We start from the raw sequence: 22744 nt of genomic DNA, 5'->3' as shown, positions 1-22744 counted from the left end.
TGCAATCAGATTTCTATGTAAAGCGCTTTTTACCAATCTTTTTCGTTTTTAACCTTAACACCTTTTACTTTTTGGGCGTCTATTTTTTCTTGAACTTTTTTCTCTTCGTTTTGCATGGCCTCCAACAAATTTTGGATCTGTTGTTTGCTTAACTGGTTAGGCCTGGGCTGTTGTTGCTGTTCTTGGGGCTTATCTCCTTGTTCGGGCTGCTTTTTCTGTTCTTCCTTTTCATCGCCTTCACCCTCTTTGTTTTCGTCTTTCTGTTCTTCGTTCTCGTCGCCCTCGTCTCCCTTGTCGCCTTCGTTTTCTTTATCTTGGTCTTGGTTGTCTTCTTTGTTGTCGCCCTCTTTCTTGTCTTCGTTCTGGTCTTTTTGGTCGTTTTTGTCCTGCTGGTCTTTATTGTCTTGGTTTTGGTCGTTCTGCTCTTGTTCTTTTTCGAGCATTTTTTTGGCCAAGGCCAGATTGTAACGTGTTTCGTCGTCGGTAGGGTCGTTTCGAAGGGCTTCTTTGTAGGCCTCTATCGCTTTTTGATATTCCTTTCTTTTCATGAACACATTGCCCATGTTGTGGTAGGCGCGGTGTTTGTCTGCCTTGTCCGTAGCGAGTTCACCGGCTTGTTTAAAGCGTCCGAAAGCTTCGCTATAGGTTTCTTTGGCGTAGTAGGCATTTCCTAAATTGTAGGGTGCGGCCGAATTTTCGTCGCTTTTGGCAATGGCCTTTCTATAATCGGCCTCGGCTTCTATAAAATTGTCTTCCGAAAGGGCCTTGTTGGCCTCCCAGGTCAAGTTTCTCGATTCGTCAAGGGCCTTTGCGCGTTCTTTTTCCCCATCCTGTGCAAAAGAAACGAAACCGATGCAGAACAATACCAGTATAAGTGAATGTTTCATCTATTCTATCTCTTTTTCGTTAAACAAATTCAGCTTTGCAAGCCACTTTGTACGTTTCTCTAAAATAAAGACATCTAAAATCAAGAATAAAAGGCCAATGCCTAAGAACCATTGAAACTGGTCTTTGAATTCGGCAAACTGTTTGGCTTCAAATTCCTTTTTGTCCATTTGTAACAGTTGTTCTGTTATTCTTTCTACCGCAGCTTCGGTATTTGTACCGTCTATATACTCTCCGTTGCCTTCTTCGGCAATATCGATGAGTACCTCTTCGTTCAATTTTGTAATGACCACTTCGCCTTGGGCATCCTTTTTAAGGCTCTCGACCACGCCATTGCGTTTTATGGGAATGGGTGCTCCCTTGGCCTTTCCTACGCCGATGGTAAATATGCGGATACCTTCCTCTTCTACTGCTTTTTCTACAGCGTCTTTGGTATTGCCTTCCGAATGGTCCTCGCCATCGGATATAATGAACAATACCCTGTTGGTCTGCTCTTCATCGTTATAGAACGTAGTGGCCAGTTCAATGGCCTCGTTGATGGCCGTTCCTTGGGATGTAAGCATGTCGGTGTTCATGCTTTGCAAGAACATTTTTGCCGCACCGTAATCAGTGGTAATGGGCAATTGGGGAAAGGCTTGCCCGGCATAGGCGATAATACCGATCCGGTCGCTCGCCAATTGGTTTATGATCTCGGATACCAAGCGTTTGGCCTTTTCCAAACGGTTGGGCGCTATGTCTTCGGCCAACATACTCTTAGAGACGTCTACCGCAAAAACGACATCGACACCTTCGCGTTTTACCGTCTCCAATTTCGTGCCAATTTTCGGATTGACCAATCCGAGGGTGAGAAAAGTTAGGCCCAAAAGGAAAAACAAAAGCTTAAGGGTCGATTTAAATGTAGATTTGTCAGGTGACAGCCGCTTGAGCAATTGGCTATCGGCAAATTTGTTTTGGGTTCGCTTCTTCCAAAGTTGAACCACAATGAACAAGACGACAATGACCGGTATAACGGTCAGCAAATAAAAGTAAATCTTTTCGTCTAATTGAATCATTCTTGTTCTGTTCGTTTTCTAAAATTCAGTGAGGTACGATGGGGTTTCAAAAGGACGTGCTTAGATAAAACTTCTAAAAAGTGTATTTCTGAGTAGCCATTCGAACACTAACAAGGCCATTGCCAAAAATATCCAAGGCCTAAATTTTTCCTCGTACTTGTAATATTTAAATTCTTCTATTTCGGTTTTTTCAAGCTTGTTGATTTCGTCGTATATAGCTTCTAACTTTTGGTTATCCGTAGCCCTAAAATACTTTCCTCCCGTAACTTTTGCAATATCTTTTAGCAAATCTTCGTCGATTTCCACTTGGCGCATACCGTAGCGGAATGAACCATCGCTGTTGTAGGCAATGGGGGAAAGTGCGTTTCCGTTGGTGCCTAGACCTATGGTGTAGGTCTTGATGCCGAATTCCGTGGCCAAGTCGGCGGCGGTCTGCGGTTCAATAAAACCAGAGTTGTTCACCCCGTCGGTGAGCAGGATGATGATTTTACTGGAAGCCTTGCTTTCTTTCAGGCGGTTGACCGATGTGGCCAGTCCCATGCCTATGGCCGTACCGTCGTTCAACTGCCCATATGTAATTTCTTTTAATGCCCTTAAGACGATTGATTTGTCACTGGTAATCGGGGTCTTTGTATAGGCTTCGGCGGCATAGGCAACCAGACCGATACGGTCGTTGGGCCGTTCCTTGATAAATTCGGCCGCTACTTCTTTTAGGGCGGTCAAGCGATTGGGCTTGAGGTCTCTGGCCAACATACTTGATGAGACATCGATGGCCATGACAATGTCGATACCCTTGGTCGTTTTTGTTTTGGTGGAAATATCCTCGGTCTGCGGTCTCGCCATGGCTACTATAACCGCCGTCAAGGCCAGAAGACGTAGAATGAACAACAAAGGTTTTAGTTTAGAAAGAACATCCGTATGGCCAAAACCCTGTATGGTCGGAATCTTTAGAGAGGCTACATGCTCGTTGCGCTTGTAGAAATACCACAAGATGGCCAACGGAAGCAAAAGTAGCAACCAAAAGAATTCCGGATTTGCAAAGGTTACGTTATCCAACATCTATAATTCCGTTTTTACTTCGACCGAACCTAAAATACGATCGACAATTTTTTGTGCATAGGTGTCTCCGTCCAACCAATTTAGAATAACCTGTTGTTGGAAGCCTTTTCCGCCAAATAGCAAAATGGCATATTTTCCGTCTACAAGCTCTTTCGACTGGGGTATGGGGAACTTTCCGCTACCGAAAACCTTAATGCCCTTTACACCGGTCAAGGTGGTGAACTCTTCCTGTTTGGTAATAATGTTCTTTGCACCTTGTTTTTCAAGGTTTTCTATGAATGACTCAATCGATTTGTTGAATTCGGGTTCTACTTCTTGGGTCAAGGTGGTCGAGCTAGCACCAACGGTAAACAAGCTTTCCGTATTACTGTATGAGAACATTTGAAGGTCTTTTATGTTGGCCTTCATTTCTGGACTGAGCTTGGTCTCCTGTCTTTTCAGTACGTGGGGTGTCTCTAGGTTGATCGGTGGATAACCATATGAACTCGCTACCCATTCGCCTTCCAGGAGTTTTTTGGTCGGATGCCCCAAAAGGGTGTCTTTTACATAGGTGAAACCGTAATACGCGGTAACGGCCGATGTGCCGATTACAAGAAGGCCAAAAAGGGCCAAACTGGCATAGACTATTTTTTTCTTCTGCTTCTTCCTTTCGAGTTCCTCCTTGAATTCCTCCTGTTCCATCAATTCTTCTTCCGTGGGTTCAGGTAAGGCCTCATGTGTTTTTATTACGATTTCCTCTATGGCCTTGCGGTCTTGTTCGGCTACGGAACTTTCGGGTTTTGATTTGGCAAATTTTACTAAATCCGCAGTCTGTAGAATGCGTTTGAACTGAAGTAAGGTGTCGTCTTCAATTTGAAGTTCGCCCGCATCTTTAAGTAGCTCAAGTTTATTGATCAGTTCATCGGTAGTACTCTCCAAGGCCGAAACGTGAACATCTTCCTCTAGGTAAGAACGGACAATGTCGGTAAGTTCGGAGTAGTACTGCTTGTACTCGTCTTGAATGATATATCTCGAGTTTTCCAGTTTTTTTAGCTCTAAGAGGGCACGGTCATAAGGGGGTAACAACGCCACTTTCTCCTCCTCGGTCAAGGGCTTTTTCTTAAAGAAGAACCAATATACTAGGGCACCTATAAGCAATAGGCCTAAAAGAACGCCTAGAATCCATAGCCATAGTTTAGCGTTGCTTTTTTCAACCTCCATTAAAGGTTTGATGTCGTACATCTTTTGCGCCAAGGTATCTACCGCTACATTGGCTACATTGATGGTCGTGGTGGAGTCGGTCAAGAAACCGTTGCCGTTAATGTCTATACGTTGGGCCGGTATTTTGTACGATCCCGAATCAAATTGGGTAAGGGCGTAGATTTTTTGCAGGGTCATTCGGTCGTTCTGCCGTGTTGTATCGGTAGCAAAGGCTTCTACGGTTTCCAAGGGCGAAAAGGTCTGGCCTTCGGGAAAAATAACCTGGGCCGTAGTGTCGGCCTCGACGGTAACGGTAAATCTGACCTGTTCGCCAATTTTAATCGACGTGGTATCGACCTCGGTGCTTACCTTGGGGCTTTTTTGGGAGAATGCTGAAAAAGCCATCAACAAAAAGCATAGCAAGGTGAATCGCCTTATGGGCAATAGTTTGTTATTTCTTTGGTTTAGCAAGTAATTTTTTAGCATTAGCCTCTGCGCTTAAAATAGCCCAATAATTTTTTTACATAACTTTCGTCGACCCTACAATCCAACACGCCACAGCCCGATTTCGTGAACGTTTCCTTGAAGTAATTGACACGCTGCCGGTAGTATTCGCCATAGGCCATACGTACTCTTTTAGATTGGGTGTTTACCAATCTTATCTTGCCGGTTTCGGCATCCTGCATTTGTACCATACCTAAATTAGGTATGTTCTCTTCGCGTTCATCAAAAACCCTGATGCCCGTAAGGTCGTGCTTGTTCCCTGAGATCTTCAAGGTCCTTTCATAGTCTTCGGCAATAAAGTCGGATAGTACAAAAACAATCGCTTTTTTCTTCATTACGCTGCTCAAAAACTTCAAGGCTTCGGCAACGTTCGTACGATTGCTTTTCGGTTTGAATTCCAACAATTCCCTAATAATCCGCAGCACATGGCTTTTTCCTTTTTTAGGAGGAATATACAGCTCTACTTCATCGGAAAACAGGATGAGTCCTGCTTTGTCGTTGTTCTGAAGGGCGGAGAAGGCCAAGGTGGCCGATATTTCCGTAATTACATCTTTTTTGAACTGATTGGTCGTGCCAAAATGTTCAGAGCCACTTATGTCGACCATAAGCATCATGGTCAGTTCGCGTTCTTCTTCAAAAACCTTGATGTAGGGTTCGTTGTAACGCGCTGTAACGTTCCAATCAATATTTCGTACGTCATCGCCAAATTGGTATTGGCGTACTTCGCTAAAGGTCATACCCCGACCCTTAAAAGTGGAGTGGTATTCCCCACCGAAAATATGATCGGAAAGACGCCGTGTCTTGATCTCGATCTTACGTACTTTTTTAAGTAGCTCTTTCGTATCCATTCTTCAGTAAACAGTTTTCAGCAAGCAGTTTCAGGGGTAGGGACAAAACGTCAAATACTACCGACCACATCTGCCAACTGCCCACTTTTTAGGGTACTTCAATCTCGTTAACGATCTTGTTGATGATTTCTTCGGAAGTAATATTTTCTGCTTCGGCCTCGTAGGTGATACCAATTCTGTGCCTTAACACATCGTGAACCACGGCCCTTACATCTTCGGGGACTACATATCCCCTTCTCTTGATGAAGGCATAGCATTTTGCCGCATTGCCCAGGTTGATACTACCCCTTGGGGAAGCACCGAAGCTGATCAATGGTTTTAAATCGGGCAAATTATATTTTTCTGGGTATCGTGTGGCGAAAACGATATCGAGAATGTATTTCTCTATCTTTTCGTCCATATACACATCACGTACCGCTTTTTGGGCGCTTAGTATCTGTTCTAGGCTTACTACCGGTCTTACCGTTTCGTAGGCTCCTAGAAGATTCTGCCGCATGATCATTTGTTCTTCGTTTAGCTTCGGATAATCGATTACCGTCTTGAGCATAAAACGGTCGACCTGTGCTTCGGGTAAGGGGTAGGTACCTTCTTGCTCTACGGGGTTCTGCGTGGCCATTACCAAAAACGGCTTGTCCAGTATAAAGGTCTCGTCGCCAATGGTGACCTGCTTTTCCTGCATGGCTTCCAAGAGTGCCGATTGTACCTTTGCGGGGGCACGGTTAATTTCATCCGCCAGCACGAAATTTGCGAAAATAGGACCTTTCTTTATCGAAAAGTCGTTTTCCTTCATGTTGTAGATCAAGGTACCGACTACATCGGCAGGCAAAAGGTCGGGCGTAAACTGAATTCTGCTGAAGCTGCCCTTAACTGCCTTTGATAGGGTGTTGATCGCCAAGGTTTTTGCAAGCCCGGGTACACCTTCCAATAAAATGTGGCCTTGACCAAGAAGTCCGATCAGTAAGCGTTCCACCATGTGTTTTTGGCCAACGATTACTTTGTTCATTTCTAATATCAACAGGTCGATAAAAGCGCTCTCCTGAGCAATTTTTTCGTTTACCGCATTAATATCTACCGTAGTATTTTCTTCCATATAACGCTACAAATTTTGGTTTGGGTCGGTTGTTGTTAGAATAGACATGCAAATTGAAAATTTATTAGTTGCTTAGCTGTTAACGATTGGTTAAAAAAAAAGTACGAGCCCTCTTTTTGTGAAGTTTTTAAGGGATTTCTTTTTAATTTAACGCACCTATGCAAAAGAACAAATTTTATTCTAAAGTTATAGCGGGAACTATGACTTGGGGAAGTTGGGGAAAAGGTTTTTCAAAATCGGAAATGATCGAAGTGATGAATCACTGCGTCAATGTAGGAATCACAACTTTTGACCACGCCGATATTTACGGTGGGTATACGACCGAAGAAGATTTCGGGAAGGCCTTTGTCGAAGCTGGAATTTCTAGGGAAAACATCCAGTTGATTTCCAAGTGCGGTATCCAACTCGATGCCGATGCCCGGCCCAACCGGGTGAAGCACTATCAATATGATGCCGAATACATCGTTTGGTCAGCGGAACAATCGCTTAAAAAACTGCGGACCGATTATTTAGACCTTCTTCTCTTGCATAGGCCCAGTCCGTTAATGCGGCCCGATGCCGTGGCAGAGGCCATCGTAAAATTAAAGGATCAAGGAAAGGTCAGGGCCTTTGGGGTGTCTAATTTTTTGTCATCGCAAATAGCTTTGATAGAAACGGAAACGCCCATTGCGGCAAATCAAATAGAGTTTTCGTTGACCCATAACGGGCCCATGTACGACGGTACGCTCGATGATGCATTGGTAAATAAGAGAATGGTCATGTCTTATAGTCCGCTCGGTTCCTTTTTTAGGGAAAAAGATGAGGTGTATAAGCGCGTTTCAAGAGCAATGGAGCCTATGTTGCCCAAATATGGGGCTACTGAAGACCAATTGCTTTTGGCTTGGGTAATGAGGCATCCTTCAAAAGTATACCCGGTAGTAGGTACCACTACAAAACCACGCCTATCGGCGGCGATAGAGGCTACAAAAATAGAAATGGAACTGACCGATTGGTTTGTCTTGTTAGAGGCGGCCCAGGGACACGAAGTACCATAAACGAAAAGAATAAAAACCATGAACAAAACTGTATTAATAACCGGAGCCACGAGTGGCATAGGTAGGGCAACGGCAATTCTCTTTGCCGTTCAGGGCTTTAGGCTGGTGCTCTGCGGAAGGAGGCAAGAACGTCTTGATGCCCTTGAGGTTGAGTTGGGCAAAAATTGCGAGGTGCACACGTTGAACTTCGATGTGCGTGATAAAGATGCCGTTTTTGAGGCAATTGGCTCGCTTCCAAAGGAGTTTTCGAAAATAGATGTATTGGTCAACAACGCGGGTAACGCCCATGGTCTTGATCCTATAGACGCAGGTGATATTGACGATTGGGACGCTATGATCGACATTAATGTTAAGGGACTATTGTATGTTTCAAAAGCGATTATTCCGAGCATGGTGGAACGCAAGTCGGGGCATATCATCAATATCGGTTCAACGGCGGGAAAGGAAGTGTATCCCAAAGGAAACGTGTATTGCGCGAGCAAGCATGCCGTAGATGCGCTTACCAAGGGAATGCGCATGGATTTGAACCCCTATGGAATCAAGGTCGGGGGCATTAATCCGGGGGCTGTCGAGACGGAATTTAGCAATGTCCGCTTTAAAGGGGACGATGATAAGGCCGATTCGGTTTATGAAGGCTTTGACCCCTTATTGCCCCAAGATATTGCCGAAATCATACATTTTGTAGTAACCCGGCCCTATCATGTAAATATTGCCGATTTGGTGGTCATGCCAACCGCACAGGCCTCCGCAACTATATTGAACAGGTCGTTATGATCAATAAACGCTTACTTGTAAAAAACCTACTTGCCCACAATGATGAGAATAGTTTTTATGATAAGAAGCGTTTTATAAGCATTGGGGAAAAAGAAGGTAAGGCCAAGTTTTTAAAGCACGTTTGCGCCTTGGCCAACAGCAACCCTAAAAATAATTCTTTTATCGTTATCGGGGTGGAGGATGAAGACAACAAAATTGTAGGGGTCGATTTCTTTGATGACAGTAAGATCCAAAACTTGGTCAATGCCTACCTAGACAATCCTCCCTTGATTTCGTACGAAAACATTCCCTTTCCTAATTTAAAAGAAGGCAAGGTGGTCGGCCTGGTTACTATCAGGTCTAATGGAAAGGTATGCGCCCTGCGCAAAAACATTTGGAAATACTATGGGGGCATGGTCTTTTTCCGGGAAGGGAGTATCAGTATGCCGAAGGCCTATGGAGTAGAATTGAAAGATATCAATTCCGATACGGTGGCCACCATTGAGCAGCACGCCCGTAACAATATTGAACTAACCTTAGATGGTGTAATCGACTTCATCAATAACCGACATAAAAACCTAAGTAGTAACTACAAGGTTTTTAAAGAGCAGTTTGTGGTCTGTTGGGCAGGGAATAAAAAGAAGGTGAAAAATGAGGTTTATTTTTCCAGGGTCGATATTGAGTTGATCAATGAACAGGTAAAACTGTTTTATTCGGCCTTGGATGAAATCCGTATTGCCTATACGGAAGACTCTTTTACTACTGTGGAATATGTACAATTGGGGCTTGGTACAAAGCAAAGATATTTTCCTTTGGAAGAGATGGTCATTCATTTTTTTGATAACGGAACGTACAAAATAGAGAGTAAACTCATCTTTGAGCCCCCGCAATACGATAAGAAGTCGCTTTTTCATATCTGGAATGCGAATAATGCCCTTTTGCAAAAAATCCGAAATAATATAAAACTGACGCCTTCCGATAAAATAGACCTCAAGAGTCTGCCCGATACTTATCTTATTTGTTACCTGAACGGTTTTGACGAAGCCAAGAAGCAGATGGAAGCTTCCCGTTCCTTATTGAGAAAAGATTACCCTAAAGTTTATACGGGCATTAAGGAGTCGTTGCGTATCATTAGAAAGGTGACCTACAACTAGCTGTCTATTCCCCGAAAACCATGCTGTTGTCGGGAAGTGAAGGAATGGCCCCGTAACCGGTAGTGGTAATGGCTCCTGCCTTATTGGCCATGGCAACCATTTCGATCAATTGCCCATAATCGGATAGGATGAGGTGTGGGTCTCCTATGTTGGCAATTTGGTACAACAAACAGCCGATAAAGGCATCGCCGGCCCCAGTGGTGTCTATGGCCCTTACTTTTATACTGGGTACTATGGTCTTCTTTTTAGGGGTGCTGACCAAGGTGCCTTCGCTCCCCAAGGTAAGGGTAATAAGGGGTGACCCTATTTCATGTATGGTGTTACAGGCACGTTCAAGGTCTGACTCTCCCGAGATAAGTTGGGCTTCCTCTTTACTGAATTTGCATAAATGCGATTTTTCAATGAAGCGCAAACACTTTTTAACAAAGGTGCTTTCTTCTCCTTTCCAAAGGTCTTTCCTGAAGTTAGGGTCAAAGCTGATGAAGGTGTTTTGGGTCAGGGCATCGAAGAGGTAGCGGTCGTAGGCTTCCTCTAGCCCTCCTCCTAGCAAAGCGGTGGCCGCCCCAAGGTGTATAATGCCATTCTGTAGCTGTTTTTTCAATGTGGGGTCGTATTTCAGCTTCTTGTCGGCACCCCTGCTAAAAACAAAATCCCGTTCCCCATCTTCGGCCAAGGAAACAAATGCCATGGTCGTAAATGTTTTGGAACGCTGCACCAATGAAGTGTCCACTCGATTTTCTTTCAATACGTTCAGCAAAAAGGTTCCGAAGGGGTCATTACCTATGGCTCCTATAAACTGGCTTTTACCCCCTAATTTAGCTATGGTGCAGGCTACGTTGGCGGGAGCTCCTCCCGCTTTTTTCGTGAATTCGGTCGCCTTTGAAAGGTCGTTGCCTTGTTTTATCGCTACAAAATCTATGAGTAATTCTCCAATGCAGTATACGGTTTTCATAGGCGTTCTTGAAGTGATGGGTGTTTAAAAGGGACTCTCTTGTTTCGTAAAAGTACTTAAATTATAGGGTTTAAGAAGTATCTTGTTTTTTTGATGTGTGTGGCGATTCGAAAATTCATTTGCACAAAAAAGCCACTTCACGAACGAAGTGGCTTTTAGTGAAAATTTCAAGGTCTTGTTGCGATTAGTACCCTGGGTTTTGTGAAATATTCGGATTTTGATCTATTACATTTTGGGGAATAGGGCTCATATACTGACGTGCTTCGAACTTAGGGGTGAATTTTACCTCTGGCTCGACACTATAGGTCCAAACTCCCGAATTGTCGGATGGTACTGTGTTTCTAATGACCATGTTGTGTCTGGCAACGCCCATTGTTTCTTCTTGTTGCATCCATCTTTTGTTGTCGTAGTAACGCTTGTTTTCAAAACAAAGCTCGACTCTACGCTCAGTGTGTAGGGCATCCCTCATTTCATCCTTGCTTAGACCGGCAGGAAGGTCGGGGAGATCGGAACGGTTCCTGATTTTATTGGGAAGCGTCCATTTTTGTGCAAAAAAGTGATTGCTTTGGAAGCCACTTTTGTAAGTAAGATGGGGTGTTTTGTGGTATACCCGCCTAAATTGCCCTTCCCTTCTTTGTGCCTTTTCTAGAAATCCACTACCTTATTAAAAAATTTAAAACAGGGTGTAATGGACATATTCAACGAAATAAAAAACAAACTAAGTCATGAGTTTATCGATATCATTGAATGGTTAGACCCGACCAATGATACTATTGTACACCGTTTTGAACGCTATCAGAACGAAATAAAGAACAATGCCAAGCTTATCGTTCGAGAAGGGCAGACCGCGGTATTTATAAATGAAGGCCAGCTGGCCGATGTGTTCAAGCCCGGTACCTACACCCTAAACACGAAGAACCTACCTATATTGACTACCCTGAAAGGTTGGAAATATGGTTTTGACAGCCCTTTCAAGGCTGAGGTCTATTTCGTGAATACCCGTTTGTTCACCGATGAAAAATGGGGGACCAAAAACCCCTTTATGCTGAGCGATGATCGTTTCGGACTAGTGGAAATACGTGCCTTTGGAACCTATAGCTTTAGAATAAGCGATGCGGGGAAATTTGTTGTAGATGTAGTCGGAACGGATGCTAATTTTACGAGTTACGAGATTAATGAGCATTTAAAGAGTTTGATCGTTACCCGTTTTACCGATACGGTCGGCGAGGCCAATTTGCCTATAGAACTCTATGCGGCCAATACGAGCGAATTATCGGAAACCTGTCAAGAGGTGATGCAACCCGAATTCGGAAGGGTCGGTATAGCGTTGGAGCGCTTCTATATTGAAAATGTTTCTATGCCTGAAGAGCTTAAAAAAGAGATTTTCGAGTATAGTAGGTTAGATAAGTTGGATATGGTGAAGCTTTCCCAATTTAAGGCCGCAAAGGCCATGGAAGCCGCGGCGAAAAACGAAGGAGGTACGGCAGGAGCTGGAATGGGCATGGGTATGGGCTTTGTTCTGGCCCAACAAATGGGCAATATGATGGCGCCACAAGGCCAAAACCCCGTCTTTGGAGCGCAAAAAACCGATACGCCCGCACCACCGCCAATGCCTGCCCATACCATGTATTATTACGGACTTAACGGCCAGCAGAGTGGCCCCGTGACTTTTGATAGGCTCAAAGAACTGTTTGCCAATAGAACGATTAACAGGGAAACCTTGGTTTGGAAACAGGGCATGCAAAACTGGACGGCCCTAAAAGACGTGGACGAACTCAAATCTTTTTTGGGAGGTAATACACCTCCACCCCTGCCAACGGCCTAAAACGTCATTTCTTTAGGGTGAACTCTCTTGTTTAGTGGAAATGACCTAAAATACCAATGGAAGATACCAAACGATCCGAACATAAAAAGGCATGCGCCAACTGTGGTGCAGAACTTAAATTCAAGCCAGGTACGCACCAGCTTGTTTGCGAGTATTGCGGGTACGAAGAGTTTATCGAACAGGCCAAAAGCAGCTTAGAGGAACTTGAGTTACAGCATTATTTAAAAGTGGTGGGCGATAACGCCTATACCAAAACCATTGATGTACTGCACTGTAAAAATTGTGGGGCCAATCAGCATGTTCAAGAAAATTATAAATCGCTACAGTGTATCTATTGTAGTGAACCCCTGATTATAGAAGATGTTGAAGAGGAAGGCTGGATACTGCCCATGGCCTTGGTTCCTTTTCAAATCGATGCCCAGAAGGCGAAAGTCTTGTTTAAAAACTGGGTGAACGGTCTTTGGTTCGCCCCGAACAAGTTAAAACGTGCCGCACTCGACCCCGAAGGTCTTCATGGTTTGTACGTGCCCTATTGGACTTTCGATGCCAATCTTTCTGCCCGGTATGAGGGGCAGAGGGGCGATTATTATTACGAAACTCATCGGGTTAAGACGAAGAATGGAACGCAGACCCGGCAGGTTCGAAAAACCCGATGGTCTAGGGCGTCGGGTTCCGTTAATGGTTTTGTAGATGACATCTTGATCAATGCTTCCCAAAAGAAACGACAGGAAATCCCCCCTAAGGTGGCCCAGTGGGACGTAAAGGAGCTGGTAGCCTTCAATTCCAAATACCTCTCGGGCTTTGTAACGGAAAAATATTCGGTTTCCTTAAAGGAAGGGCACCACTTGTCTTTTCAAGAAGCCAAGGAAATAGCATACAGCTGGATCCGTCGTGATATCGGTGGTGATACCCAACGCATTACACAGTCCGATATCACTTTGACCGATGAAACCTTCAAACACATTCTGCTGCCGGTATATATCAGCTCGTATCGGTACGACAACAAAGAGTATAATTTCTATATTAACGGCCAAACCGGAAAACTCAGTGGTACTCGACCCTATTCTTTTTATAAAATATTTTTTTTGGTACTTTTTATTGTGGTAATCATTGCTATTATTTCGATTTTTGCAAAATGAGAACTTTTGTAGTAGGTGATATTCATTCAGGATTAAAAGGATTAAAACAAGTATTTGATCGGGCGGGTGTAACACCCGACGACCAACTTATTTTTTTGGGCGATTATGTCGACGGGTGGAGCGAAGCTGTCGAAACCGTCGATTTTTTAATTGAATTGGGCAATTCCCACAATTGCATTTTTATACGGGGAAATCACGATGAGCTTTGCTTGGAGTGGTTGCGCGATGGCAAAGACAACCCACTTTGGCTTCAACATGGCGGCGGGGCTACCTTGGCTTCGTACGAGAAGGCCGATGCCCAAACTAAACGGAACCATATTCAGTTCTACGAAGGTTTGAAAAACCATTATGTCGATAGTAATAAACGTTTGTTTTTACATGCAGGATTTACTAACTTGAAGGGGATTGAATACGAGTATTTTAAGCAGACCTTCTATTGGGACCGTACACTGTGGGAACTGGCTCGTTCGCTCAATCCGAAATTGGAGCGGTCTAACCCAGACTACCCCAAACGGTTGACGCACTACAAAGAAATTTTTATTGGCCATACCCCTATTTCCAAAACCACGGTTGCCCAGCCTACAAGGGCCGCCAATGTTTGGAACGTAGATACGGGGGCCGCATTCAAAGGCCCGCTTTCTATGCTCGATATCGATTCGAAAACTATATTTCAAAGCGATCCGGTACATCAGCTATATCCTGGTGAACCTGGAAGAAATTGAAATTAGATATCGTATTTTTATATTTTAATTATATTATTGACGAACTTTGTTAAAAACACACACATATGCCTGAAAAGAATATTCGATTAGAGGTGATGCAGGCGATAGAGCCACAAGTTGAGGGATTTATGGATTCTTTTCTGATTCCCGTAGAAGATATTTGGCAACCTAGTGACTTTTTGCCCGATTCCGAAAGTGAAGGCTTTCTTGAAGAAGTTCGCGAACTTCGGGGCGAGTCTAAGGAACTAGGATACGATTTTTGGGTGACCATGGTTGCCGATACCATAACGGAGGAAGCATTACCGACCTATGAATCTTGGTTGATGGATGTTGAGGGAATTGACCAACACGGACCAAATAAGACAAATGGGTGGTCAAAATGGGTAAGGGCCTGGACGGCTGAAGAAAATCGTCATGGTGATGTACTTAATAAGTACCTCTATCTATCGGGTAGGGTAAATATGAGGGAAATTGAATATACTACCCAGCACCTGATCGCCGATGGTTTTGATATCGGAACCGATAGGGATCCTTACAAAAACTTTGTATATACTTCCTTTCAAGAGTTGGCTACCAACATTTCGCATAAAAGGGTAGGCCAAATGGCAAAGAAAAAAGGAAACGCCCTATTGGGTAAGATGTGTACCATAATTGCAGGCGATGAAATGCGACATCACTTGGCCTATAGGGAGTTTGTAAAAACCATTTTTGGTGAAGACCCCTCGGGTATGATGTTGGCTTTTGCCGATATGATGAAAAAGAAAATTGTTATGCCGGCCCATTTCTTACGTGAATCCGGTGGAACCATAGGTGCGGCTTTTGAAAACTTCTCTAACTGTGCACAACGCCTTGGGGTATATACCGCTCAAGATTACGTGGATATTCTTAGAAAATTGAATGCTTATTGGGAGTTGGAAAAAGTAAGAAGCCTTAATGATGAGGCAGAAAAAGCTCGTGATTACCTGATTAAATTGCCAGAACGATTGGAGCGTATTTCAGAGCGAATGAAATTTCCTGAAGATCAATACCGGTTCAAGTGGGTTGAGGCCAACGGTATGATATAGGTTTTATGGTTCGTCATAAAATAAAATAAGAAAATCCGGTCTATCTCTAGGCCGGATTTTCTTATTAAGTAGGTTTTAACTTGTTGTAGGTCAAGCTTCGATTTGGGATACGTAACTTGTTTTCGGTTAAGCTCTAGGATTGATTTGGGGTCATTACTATCACTTAATTACAATGTAAATCTACCTTGACATTTTCTTTTTTCTAATTATTTGTTGTGAACGGAGCCCAATTTGTTGTGAAAAATATGAGCGGTTCGCTTTCTTCGATAAACGGTATGGTCTGCTTGTTATGGAGCGATATGATGGGGTATAAAAAAACCCCGCATAGCGAGGTTTGGATTTGAAATATAAGGAAGGTTTATAACTTTCCGTGGTCGTGTTCATCTTGCCATTTTGCAAGTTCCGTCCATTTTCCTTCATAGCACATCTTGGCCTGCATTGGCCAAGACGCCGGGTCATGGATCTTGTAGCGATCACCACCGCCTTTTAGAACTTCTTGGCAGCGGGCAACGGAGGTTTCCGAAAGATCCTTCCATGTTTTGATACCCTCGGCATGAAAGAGCCCTTCTATTTTAGGTCCAATGCCCTCTACGACCTTTAGATCGTTTTCTTTTACGGTTTTACCGATTGCCGCTTTTGCCGCAGCAGCGTCGAAGGGAATAAGGATTGGAACGGCGGCCATGGGCGTAGCGCCCAATGAAGATGAAACATCCTTGGTTTCGGGCATGGTGATCAGTTGTTGCTTGCAGGCCTCAAGTTGGGCCCGTAGTCTCGAATTATCGTCATTACAGCGCTTTAACTCGTCAGAATTATCGATAACCTTGGTGTTCGACTTGCCTAAGAGATACCCTAAGATTCCACAAATGATCCCGACAAGAAGTGGGATCAACCAGCACATCATATTTATATTTCCAGATTCCATTTTATTTTAGTTTTAATTATTGATTATTTAATAGATATTACGGTTCTTCTGTTCTTGGCCCTTCCCTCTTCGGTAGCATTACTGGCTATGGGGTCGTTGGGTCCCTTTGATGTTGTCGCTACTCTATCGGCCGCAATCCCGTTTTGAACAAGATAGGCTTTGGCAAAATCGGCCCTACCTTGCCCGAGACGGAGGTTGGTCTGTCTACCGCCCTTGCTATCGGTATATCCCACGATGTTGCATTTGGCATTTTCGACCTTGTCAAGGTACCTTACGATGTCCGCGATTTTTTGGCGCTGTTCTTCGGAAGGATTTATAGAGGCTTCCGCCGTATCAAAATAAAGCACCAAAGGATCTGATGTTATTTTTTCGTAAAGTGCCTTTATTTCATCATCGTCATTACCTGATTTTTCGCTAAAAGCATAGGCAATGGGGCCTTTGAATATGTTGCCGTCGGCTACCATATCGCCCATCAATTTCCCTTGAATGTCGATTTGTGAGGACGGAATTTCAAGTGATGTGAGGTGGTTTTTGACCGAGTTTGCCCGTGCGAGGCCCAAGTTCGGAAAAGCGGTGTTGTTGTCTTCGTCACTTTGGTAATATCCGGTAAGGGTCAATACCTTGTCTTTATGGGTGGCCAAATAGTCCTTTAGGCCCGGGCTGATACCACGGGTAACGTTTTCCGATACCGGTTCTAAAAAACGGGGGCTAGATCGATTAAAGTTATAATTGTCTTGGGTCTCATAGTTAAAGTCGCCGTCACTCAGGGCAAAAGGATATGAACTGGCCTTAGGAGGGGCCGGGGTAGGTGCTACCTCTTGTTTAGCTTCCTCTTGTTGTTGAACCATTGGACTACAATAACTACAGCAGTTGATGTAAAAATAGATACCTACTATTATGGTAATGATGATACCAAGTAGGTATAGGGTTGAACGTTTCATCGTAATGGAGTGTTAAGTGTTTAGACTACAATGTATTAAAAAAAACAAGACAAATGTTAAAACCGACTAATTAATAAGTAAAGTATTACAAAATGCATTTCGGTTTTCGATGAAATACGGTTGTAGAAGGGGAGATATGTTAACCTTTTCTATTTAGGCCACATTAATAGGTGGAAGATAGGGTTGCCGATTGCTATTCCCAACGGATTGACACGGCGACCGATTATACAGGAAATCTAACTAGTTGTGTATCTAATGGATGGGCCTATACATTATTACTTTGGGGACAAGACTTAGATATATACTTTTATAAGGCAGAAAGGATAATTCTAAAACGAGAAGTTATGAAAACTGAAATTATCAAAATAGCGAATTTTATGTGCATGTTCATTGTGTTGGGCATGCAAGCTCTACTCCACGGAAGTTGGAAAATGCCCAAGACCGCAACCGTACGCGGTAATAGGGAAGGAATTAAAGGTATGTAATGAAAAAGGAAAGTGTATACAAAGATGTTTGAGTTAGTCTAGTGTTTAAAAACCCGCTATTTTTTTGCTTGTCTATTCGGGGGAAGGTCAAGTAATTAACGGCGGGTTTTCACATAAACACATTTCACTTCTATAAATCGAATTTGATGCCTTGCGCCAAAGGAAGCTCGGTAGTATAGTTAATGGTATTGGTCTGCCTGCGCATATAGACCTTCCAGGCATCGGAACCTGATTCGCGACCGCCACCGGTTTCTTTTTCCCCTCCAAAAGCACCTCCAATTTCAGCACCTGATGTACCTATATTTACATTGGCAATACCACAATCGCTACCTGCAACCGATAAGAAGTACTCGGCTTCACGAAGGTTGTTGGTCATAATGGCCGAAGACAGGCCTTGGGCCACGTTGTTTTGAATATCGATGGCGTCTTCAACGCTTCCCGAATATTTCAAAAGGTAAAGTACCGGGGCAAAGGTTTCGTGTTGTACGATTTTAAAATCGGGTTGCGCCTCGGCAATGGCCGGTTTTACATAGCAGCCACTTTCGTAGCCCTCGCCTTCGAGAACACCTCCATCCACAATAATTTTTCCTCCTTCTTCAACTACTTTATCAAGGGCATTTTTATAATGGGCCACCGCATCGGTATCGATTAGTGGGCCTACATGGTTGTTTTCGTCCAATGGGTTGCCGATTCTAAGTTGTTTATAGGCTTCTACAAGGGCCGTCTTGACCTGGTCGTAAATACTTTCGTGAATGATGAGCCTTCTGGTGGAGGTACAGCGTTGACCTGCCGTTCCTACCGCACCGAATACCGCGCCGATTACCGTCATCTTAATATCGGCATCGGGGGTGACGATTATGGCGTTGTTGCCACCCAGTTCCAAGAGCGATTTGCCTAAGCGGGCCGCTACGTTCTGGGCTACGATTTTGCCCATACGGGTAGACCCTGTGGCCGATATCAGGGGGATTCGTGTATCGGTGGTCATCATCTCACCTACGCGGTAGTCACCGTTGATCAGGCAAGAAATACCTTCGGGCAAACCGTTGGCCTTAAAGACCTCTACGGCAATATTTTGACAGGCCACCCCGCATAAGGGTGTTTTTTCAGATGGTTTCCAAACGCAAACATCACCACAGATCCATGCCAAGGCCGTGTTCCATGCCCAAACGGCAACAGGAAAGTTGAAAGCCGAAATAATTCCGACCACACCCAGTGAATGATATTGCTCGTACATTCGGTGACCTGGGCGTTCGGAATGCATGGTAAGACCGTGCAACTGCCTCGAAAGACCTACGGCAAAGTCACAGATGTCGATCATTTCCTGTACTTCTCCCAAGCCTTCTTGGTAGCTTTTTCCCATTTCGTACGATACCAATTTGCCTAAGGCTTCTTTTTTCTCCCTTAACTTTTCTCCAAATTGCCTTACGATTTCACCTCGTTGCGGTGCCGGCTTGCTTCGCCATACCTTAAAGGCCTTGGTCGCGGCGGCCATCACTTGTTCGTAATCTTCTTTAGCGGTCGTCTTGACTTTAGCGATCAGGGCCCCGTCTACTGGCGAGTATGATGAAATAATTTCTCCGGAACCAAAATGTGAGGAGCCTGTTGAGGTACCGTGGTTTATATCCATTACACCTAAATCCTTAAGTGCTTTTTCGATACCGAATTGCGATGCTAAATGTGACATTTTATAACTTTTTATTGCGTTATTGTTATATTTTTTGATAAAGGTACTGCAACTATTCCAGAAAAGTAAATTTTAATCGCATGTATACCGGCTAGGAATGCAATCAAAACTAAGGGACCATTATGCGGCCTAGTTTAGATTAAGATAAGGACAATGGCCAATAGGGCGGGAAGGGCCTGTATGTATAGGATTTTTTTGTCTACCGAATAGGCTCCGTAGATTCCGGCGATAGCAACACAGCTTAGAAAGAAGAGCGCGATGTTTTGTTGCCAGAGTGGGTCGGTTATAAAAAAGGTCCATGCTAATCCAGCGGCGAGAAAACCATTGTAGAGCCCTTGGTTGGCGGCCATGGGTTTGGTGGCCTCAAAGAGTTCGGACGGAAACTTTCTAAAAATCTTTTTCCCCTTGGTTGTCCAAGCGAACATTTCAAAATACAGGAAATAAAAGTGTAGGAGCGAAATAAAACCAATAAGTATTTTTTCAGCCATAACGCTTCTGTTTTTCTATGTTTGGTTATTAAAAATAACACTAAAGTTGGTGCCGGTACTGTCTGAATTATACGAAAGCTCGGCTGAAATCTGTCGGCAAAGTGCCTTTATGATATCGAAACCTATGCCTTCGGCGTTTTCGATGGCAAAGCCTTCGGGAAGGCCTTTACCGTTATCGCGTATGGTCAATGAGATATTCGATTTGTCTAATTTTTTTACGTCGATACGGAGTTCGTTGTAATTTTTTTTGTCAGGGTAGGCGTGCTTTACCGCGTTGGTCACAAGTTCGGAAATGATCAAGGCCAGCGGAACCGCCTTATCTAGGTCAATCGATATTTCCGGGCAATCGATCTTGTAGCTGAAAGAGGGTGATATTTTATTCTGGTACTCCATAAGGTCTTTCAGGTACTCATGCAGGTTCACGGCTTTTGAATCTTTGTCTTGATAGATTTTTTGATGGGTGAGCGCTATGGCCGATATGCGCGCTTGACTGTCTTCTAAGGCCGTTATGGCCTCTTTGCTTACCAATTTGCGTTTCTGCATGTTGATCAAGCTAGAGGTGATCTGAAGATTGTTCTTTACCCTGTGGTGGATTTCCCGTAACAAGTTTTCCTTTTGTTTGTTCGATTCCTCAAGTTCGGCCGTACGCAATAGTACACGGGCTTCAAGGCGGTCGTTATGATTGTCCCTCCTTCTGGCCAAATGGGCCAAGAGCAGTGTTGTGGCCAGGCCGAGGATAAGAACTACATAAGATTCGAAGACGTGCGGAAAGGAGAGGTACTCTTGTTTGGGCACGAAATGAACGTCCCATTTGCGATCTATTGCATTGATGCTTTTTTTGATAACGGTTTTCTCGTACTGATCTTTATGGGTCTTGCTGGTGTGTACATTTGAAAACAATAAGGTATCGCCGGCTTCGTGATCGTGGATGCATAGGTTGAATACCTTAATTTCAGATTTTAAGGTTTCGGAAATCAACTTATCCATGCGGTATACCCCAAGAACAATTCCCTTGTTTTCGGGAGATATGGCCGAGCTTACCGATTTTAAGGCAAGGATTCCCCCGACCCCGTCAGCTTCCGAAATCAATTGGATGGGGCCTGAAATGGCAGGTTTGCCGGTTTCTATGGAACGTAAGATGGCCTCTCTTTTTGTACTATCGGAAAAAACGTCGTAACCCAAGACCTGTTTAAATGGTACTACGGGGTTTAAGGTGGTAACCGGGTAATGTACATTATTTGATGTTGTGGGAACGAGCTGACCGCTAGAGTCGATTTGGGTAATCGTTCTATATTCTTCAAATTTTGTCCTCAGCGAGTCCTCGACCTTTGGAGCCCAGGCCAAGGCCTTGATACCGTTGAGTTCTTTGATAAAAGGGTCGGTAAAGCGCTCAAAAAGCTTTTGGGGTATATAGCTTTTATTCTCGTAGAAAAAAGCCATTGACTCGACTACCAAATTTATTTTGTTGAGCTCGTCTTCAAGTTTTATCACCGACTTGGTAACGGCACTGTCTACGGCCGACTTGTTTTGAAGTAGGTACCTGTTATTGATCGAAAAGAAAATAAATAAGGCTAAACTACTTCCGATAAGGAGAACGGCCAAGTATTTTAGAATTTGCAGAGTGGTCATAAGAGGTTGGTATGGGGAATCCTAAAAACTTCGGCGACGCTAATGCCATTACCAAAGAACGACAATTTTATGTTGATAAGCCAACAAAAATGTCAATCATCAGCGATAAATCTCTCATCTACGGGCATTACCGTCCCACAATTGTCGCAAGTGCGAAGTGTTTCAGAGCTGTAAAAATGCTTGAAGTGTTTTAGGAAATCTACTTCAATATCATTGAGTTTAAAGTAAACGTCATAAAGCTTATGGTTGCAATTGTCACAGAACCATAGAAGTCCATCCTCAACATCCATGTCGGCGCGCTTTCTTTCGATGACCAAGCCTATGCTTCCTTCATGGCGAACCGGGGAATGCGGTACTTTTGCGGGGTGTAGGTACATGTCGCCAGGACCGAGCTTCATGGTTTTCTTTTGTCCGTCTTCTTGTATGTGTACTTCTATTTCGCCCTCCAATTGGTAGAAGAGCTCTTCGGTTTCGTTAAAATGATAGTCTTTTCTGGCATTTGGGCCAGCTACTACCATAACAATATAATCACCGGCGTCTTTATACAGGTTTCTATTGCCTACCGGAGGTTTTAGGGTATGTCTGTTTTCATCAATCCAGCGATTGAGGTTGAAGGGAGCTTTTATGGGCATTTTGTTCAAAATTTACGATCACTTCTCCTTCCCAAATAAAATTGAAAATGGGAATAGTGGTTGTTACAATCTCAAATTTATGAAAAAACTCGTCCTTATCCCTATAAATATCAGACGATAATGCTCGTTTAAAGCTGAAAAATTACCTATAAAAGATTTGTGTAAAGTACATTTTGCCATTGCTGCCTTTCTTGACACTTACCGCGGTATGGGTAAACTCCCCTTCTATGGTTCGCTTATGACTGGCACTGCTTAGCCAGCCATCTAAAGCCTGTGAAGCGTTGGCGTAATCCCGACCTACGTTTTCGGCAACAAATTTAGCGGCTTCTTTCGCGGAAATATCCGAAGCCCTAGTACTAAAATTATCGTGGTTAAGGGTGCCTTTGGCAATCATGTAATCGGTATGTGCGTTGGCGTGGGTGTAGGCCACGGCGCTGAACTCCAGTGAGTTTTGTCCGATAGAGACGCGGTGTCCGTTCACGGCTTCCAATAATTCTTTTTCTACTGCTTCGGCAGTCTCGGCCTCGGTAATATTTGTAGTGTCAACAGACTCTTTACTGCAAGAGGCCAAGGTACATACAAATAAAACGAGTGCAGCAAAGTGCATTCTCATTTTCATACAAAGTTCTATTTGTAAGTAGGCGTATTCTAGAAAAGTAGGAAGGAAGAATGGGGTATTCTCGTGTTCTAAACGTGATAAGGG

The 22744-nt window shown here is 43.8% G+C and carries 23 protein-coding genes; 8 read left to right on the top strand and 15 right to left on the bottom strand.

Features of this window, described 5'->3' with window-relative positions:
- Window positions 1-29: 29 nt before the first annotated feature.
- From B4Q04_RS02695 to B4Q04_RS02670, 6 genes are all read right to left on the bottom strand, one after another.
- Window positions 30-887, bottom strand: coding sequence for a tetratricopeptide repeat protein (locus B4Q04_RS02695; protein WP_013992865.1), 858 nt, complete (start codon window positions 885-887; stop codon window positions 30-32).
- A complete protein-coding gene (locus B4Q04_RS02690) occupies window positions 888-1937 on the bottom strand; it encodes a VWA domain-containing protein (protein WP_088695926.1) in 1050 nt (349 codons plus the stop codon). It lies immediately after the preceding gene.
- 60 nt (window positions 1938-1997) lie between these two features.
- Entirely contained in the window at window positions 1998-2996 is a 999-nt protein-coding gene (locus B4Q04_RS02685; protein WP_076453327.1) for a vWA domain-containing protein, read from the bottom strand.
- Window positions 2997-4580 carry a BatD family protein gene (locus B4Q04_RS02680; protein WP_088696373.1) on the bottom strand — a complete coding sequence of 528 codons (1584 nt, stop codon included), beginning with the start codon at window positions 4578-4580 and terminating at the stop codon, window positions 2997-2999. It lies immediately after the preceding gene.
- Between the two features lie 80 nt (window positions 4581-4660).
- A complete protein-coding gene (locus B4Q04_RS02675; protein ID WP_088695925.1) occupies window positions 4661-5527 on the bottom strand; it encodes a DUF58 domain-containing protein in 867 nt (288 codons plus the stop codon).
- Between the two features lie 88 nt (window positions 5528-5615).
- Entirely contained in the window at window positions 5616-6617 is a 1002-nt protein-coding gene (locus B4Q04_RS02670; RefSeq protein WP_013992860.1) for an AAA family ATPase, read from the bottom strand.
- Between the two features lie 158 nt (window positions 6618-6775).
- Between B4Q04_RS02670 and B4Q04_RS02665 the strand changes: the two genes are divergently transcribed.
- Genes B4Q04_RS02665 through B4Q04_RS02655 form a run of 3 tightly spaced genes read left to right on the top strand, consistent with a single transcriptional unit; the run spans window position 6776 to window position 9558 of the window.
- Window positions 6776-7651, top strand: coding sequence for an aldo/keto reductase family oxidoreductase (locus B4Q04_RS02665; protein WP_088695924.1), 876 nt, complete (start codon window positions 6776-6778; stop codon window positions 7649-7651).
- A gap of 18 nt (window positions 7652-7669) precedes the next feature.
- Entirely contained in the window at window positions 7670-8425 is a 756-nt protein-coding gene (locus B4Q04_RS02660; protein ID WP_088695923.1) for an SDR family NAD(P)-dependent oxidoreductase, read from the top strand.
- Window positions 8422-9558: an ATP-binding protein gene (locus B4Q04_RS02655; protein WP_013992857.1), complete on the top strand. Its 1137-nt coding sequence runs from the start codon at window positions 8422-8424 to the stop codon at window positions 9556-9558. The genes B4Q04_RS02660 and B4Q04_RS02655 overlap by 4 nt, the downstream gene beginning before the upstream one ends.
- 4 nt (window positions 9559-9562) lie before the next feature.
- On the opposite strand, the gene B4Q04_RS02650 is transcribed toward B4Q04_RS02655, so the two are convergent.
- Both B4Q04_RS02650 and B4Q04_RS02645 read right to left on the bottom strand, forming a co-directional pair.
- Window positions 9563-10510, bottom strand: a complete 948-nt coding sequence (locus tag B4Q04_RS02650; protein WP_088695922.1) for a carbohydrate kinase family protein — start codon at window positions 10508-10510, stop codon at window positions 9563-9565.
- Window positions 10511-10694: 184 nt separating this feature from the next.
- Complete coding sequence (locus B4Q04_RS02645) at window positions 10695-11033, bottom strand: RagB/SusD family nutrient uptake outer membrane protein (RefSeq protein WP_088695921.1); 339 nt, start codon at window positions 11031-11033, stop codon at window positions 10695-10697.
- Between the two features lie 165 nt (window positions 11034-11198).
- Between B4Q04_RS02645 and B4Q04_RS02640 the strand changes: the two genes are divergently transcribed.
- The 4 genes from B4Q04_RS02640 to B4Q04_RS02625 all read left to right on the top strand — a co-directional run bounded on the left by B4Q04_RS02640 (window position 11199) and on the right by B4Q04_RS02625 (window position 15260).
- Window positions 11199-12335, top strand: a complete 1137-nt coding sequence (locus B4Q04_RS02640) for an SPFH domain-containing protein (RefSeq protein ID WP_088695920.1) — start codon at window positions 11199-11201, stop codon at window positions 12333-12335.
- Window positions 12336-12391: 56 nt separating this feature from the next.
- Window positions 12392-13474, top strand: coding sequence for a hypothetical protein (locus B4Q04_RS02635; RefSeq protein ID WP_013992852.1), 1083 nt, complete (start codon window positions 12392-12394; stop codon window positions 13472-13474).
- Entirely contained in the window at window positions 13471-14196 is a 726-nt protein-coding gene (locus tag B4Q04_RS02630) for a metallophosphoesterase family protein (protein ID WP_088695919.1), read from the top strand. Before B4Q04_RS02635 ends, B4Q04_RS02630 begins: the two co-directional genes overlap by 4 nt.
- Window positions 14197-14261: 65 nt before the next feature.
- Entirely contained in the window at window positions 14262-15260 is a 999-nt protein-coding gene (locus B4Q04_RS02625) for an acyl-ACP desaturase (RefSeq protein WP_013992850.1), read from the top strand.
- A gap of 358 nt (window positions 15261-15618) precedes the next feature.
- Here the strand turns inward: B4Q04_RS02625 and B4Q04_RS02620 are convergent, their stop codons facing one another.
- The gene (locus B4Q04_RS02620) at window positions 15619-16182 is read right to left on the bottom strand and encodes a hypothetical protein (RefSeq protein WP_013992848.1); all 564 of its coding nucleotides are present in this window, start codon (window positions 16180-16182) and stop codon (window positions 15619-15621) included.
- Window positions 16183-16205: 23 nt separating this feature from the next.
- On the bottom strand, window positions 16206-17123 hold the full coding sequence (locus tag B4Q04_RS02615) for an OmpA family protein (protein WP_088695918.1): 918 nt from the start codon (window positions 17121-17123) through the stop codon (window positions 16206-16208).
- Window positions 17124-17467: 344 nt separating this feature from the next.
- On the opposite strand from B4Q04_RS02615, the gene B4Q04_RS22645 reads away from it, so the two are divergent.
- A complete protein-coding gene (locus tag B4Q04_RS22645) occupies window positions 17468-17608 on the top strand; it encodes a hypothetical protein (RefSeq protein ID WP_161496036.1) in 141 nt (46 codons plus the stop codon).
- Window positions 17609-17738: 130 nt separating this feature from the next.
- Here the strand turns inward: B4Q04_RS22645 and B4Q04_RS02605 are convergent, their stop codons facing one another.
- From B4Q04_RS02605 to B4Q04_RS02585, 5 genes are all read right to left on the bottom strand, one after another.
- A complete protein-coding gene (locus tag B4Q04_RS02605) occupies window positions 17739-19292 on the bottom strand; it encodes an aldehyde dehydrogenase family protein (RefSeq protein ID WP_013992845.1) in 1554 nt (517 codons plus the stop codon).
- Between the two features lie 134 nt (window positions 19293-19426).
- The gene (locus tag B4Q04_RS02600; protein WP_088695916.1) at window positions 19427-19780 is read right to left on the bottom strand and encodes a DUF1304 domain-containing protein; all 354 of its coding nucleotides are present in this window, start codon (window positions 19778-19780) and stop codon (window positions 19427-19429) included.
- Between the two features lie 15 nt (window positions 19781-19795).
- The gene (locus B4Q04_RS02595; protein WP_013992843.1) at window positions 19796-21409 is read right to left on the bottom strand and encodes a CHASE domain-containing protein; all 1614 of its coding nucleotides are present in this window, start codon (window positions 21407-21409) and stop codon (window positions 19796-19798) included.
- Between the two features lie 92 nt (window positions 21410-21501).
- Window positions 21502-22041 carry a 3-hydroxyanthranilate 3,4-dioxygenase gene (locus tag B4Q04_RS02590; protein ID WP_088695915.1) on the bottom strand — a complete coding sequence of 180 codons (540 nt, stop codon included), beginning with the start codon at window positions 22039-22041 and terminating at the stop codon, window positions 21502-21504.
- 142 nt (window positions 22042-22183) lie between these two features.
- On the bottom strand, window positions 22184-22660 hold the full coding sequence (locus tag B4Q04_RS02585) for a CAP domain-containing protein (RefSeq protein WP_013992841.1): 477 nt from the start codon (window positions 22658-22660) through the stop codon (window positions 22184-22186).
- Between the last annotated feature and the right edge of the window lie 84 nt (window positions 22661-22744).

It is taken from the genome of Zobellia sp. OII3, from assembly GCF_002211465.1.
Lineage (GTDB): Bacteria > Bacteroidota > Bacteroidia > Flavobacteriales > Flavobacteriaceae > Zobellia > Zobellia galactanivorans.
The sequence above is the reverse complement of the archived record's forward strand: the minus strand, read 5'-3'. Positions and strand labels throughout refer to the sequence as shown.

Excerpts from the sequence above, each read along its gene's own strand:
- B4Q04_RS02655 (WP_013992857.1), top strand. The coding sequence starts at position 8,422 with ATGATCAATAAACGCTTACTTGTAAAAAACCTACTTGCCCACAATGAT.
- B4Q04_RS02630 (WP_088695919.1), top strand. The coding sequence starts at position 13,471 with ATGAGAACTTTTGTAGTAGGTGATATTCATTCAGGATTAAAAGGATTA.
- B4Q04_RS02695 (WP_013992865.1), bottom strand. The coding sequence starts at position 887 with ATGAAACATTCACTTATACTGGTATTGTTCTGCATCGGTTTCGTTTCT.
- B4Q04_RS02660 (WP_088695923.1), top strand. The coding sequence starts at position 7,670 with ATGAACAAAACTGTATTAATAACCGGAGCCACGAGTGGCATAGGTAGG.
- B4Q04_RS02620 (WP_013992848.1), bottom strand. The coding sequence starts at position 16,182 with ATGGAATCTGGAAATATAAATATGATGTGCTGGTTGATCCCACTTCTT.
- B4Q04_RS02665 (WP_088695924.1), top strand. The coding sequence starts at position 6,776 with ATGCAAAAGAACAAATTTTATTCTAAAGTTATAGCGGGAACTATGACT.
- B4Q04_RS22645 (WP_161496036.1), top strand. The coding sequence starts at position 17,468 with ATGAAAACTGAAATTATCAAAATAGCGAATTTTATGTGCATGTTCATT.
- B4Q04_RS02605 (WP_013992845.1), bottom strand. The coding sequence starts at position 19,292 with ATGTCACATTTAGCATCGCAATTCGGTATCGAAAAAGCACTTAAGGAT.
- B4Q04_RS02650 (WP_088695922.1), bottom strand. The coding sequence starts at position 10,510 with ATGAAAACCGTATACTGCATTGGAGAATTACTCATAGATTTTGTAGCG.
- B4Q04_RS02675 (WP_088695925.1), bottom strand. The coding sequence starts at position 5,527 with ATGGATACGAAAGAGCTACTTAAAAAAGTACGTAAGATCGAGATCAAG.
- B4Q04_RS02600 (WP_088695916.1), bottom strand. The coding sequence starts at position 19,780 with ATGGCTGAAAAAATACTTATTGGTTTTATTTCGCTCCTACACTTTTAT.
- B4Q04_RS02640 (WP_088695920.1), top strand. The coding sequence starts at position 11,199 with ATGGACATATTCAACGAAATAAAAAACAAACTAAGTCATGAGTTTATC.
- B4Q04_RS02590 (WP_088695915.1), bottom strand. The coding sequence starts at position 22,041 with ATGCCCATAAAAGCTCCCTTCAACCTCAATCGCTGGATTGATGAAAAC.
- B4Q04_RS02595 (WP_013992843.1), bottom strand. The coding sequence starts at position 21,409 with ATGACCACTCTGCAAATTCTAAAATACTTGGCCGTTCTCCTTATCGGA.
- B4Q04_RS02625 (WP_013992850.1), top strand. The coding sequence starts at position 14,262 with ATGCCTGAAAAGAATATTCGATTAGAGGTGATGCAGGCGATAGAGCCA.
- B4Q04_RS02585 (WP_013992841.1), bottom strand. The coding sequence starts at position 22,660 with ATGAAAATGAGAATGCACTTTGCTGCACTCGTTTTATTTGTATGTACC.
- B4Q04_RS02690 (WP_088695926.1), bottom strand. The coding sequence starts at position 1,937 with ATGATTCAATTAGACGAAAAGATTTACTTTTATTTGCTGACCGTTATA.
- B4Q04_RS02615 (WP_088695918.1), bottom strand. The coding sequence starts at position 17,123 with ATGAAACGTTCAACCCTATACCTACTTGGTATCATCATTACCATAATA.
- B4Q04_RS02670 (WP_013992860.1), bottom strand. The coding sequence starts at position 6,617 with ATGGAAGAAAATACTACGGTAGATATTAATGCGGTAAACGAAAAAATT.
- B4Q04_RS02635 (WP_013992852.1), top strand. The coding sequence starts at position 12,392 with ATGGAAGATACCAAACGATCCGAACATAAAAAGGCATGCGCCAACTGT.
- B4Q04_RS02680 (WP_088696373.1), bottom strand. The coding sequence starts at position 4,580 with ATGGCTTTTTCAGCATTCTCCCAAAAAAGCCCCAAGGTAAGCACCGAG.
- B4Q04_RS02685 (WP_076453327.1), bottom strand. The coding sequence starts at position 2,996 with ATGTTGGATAACGTAACCTTTGCAAATCCGGAATTCTTTTGGTTGCTA.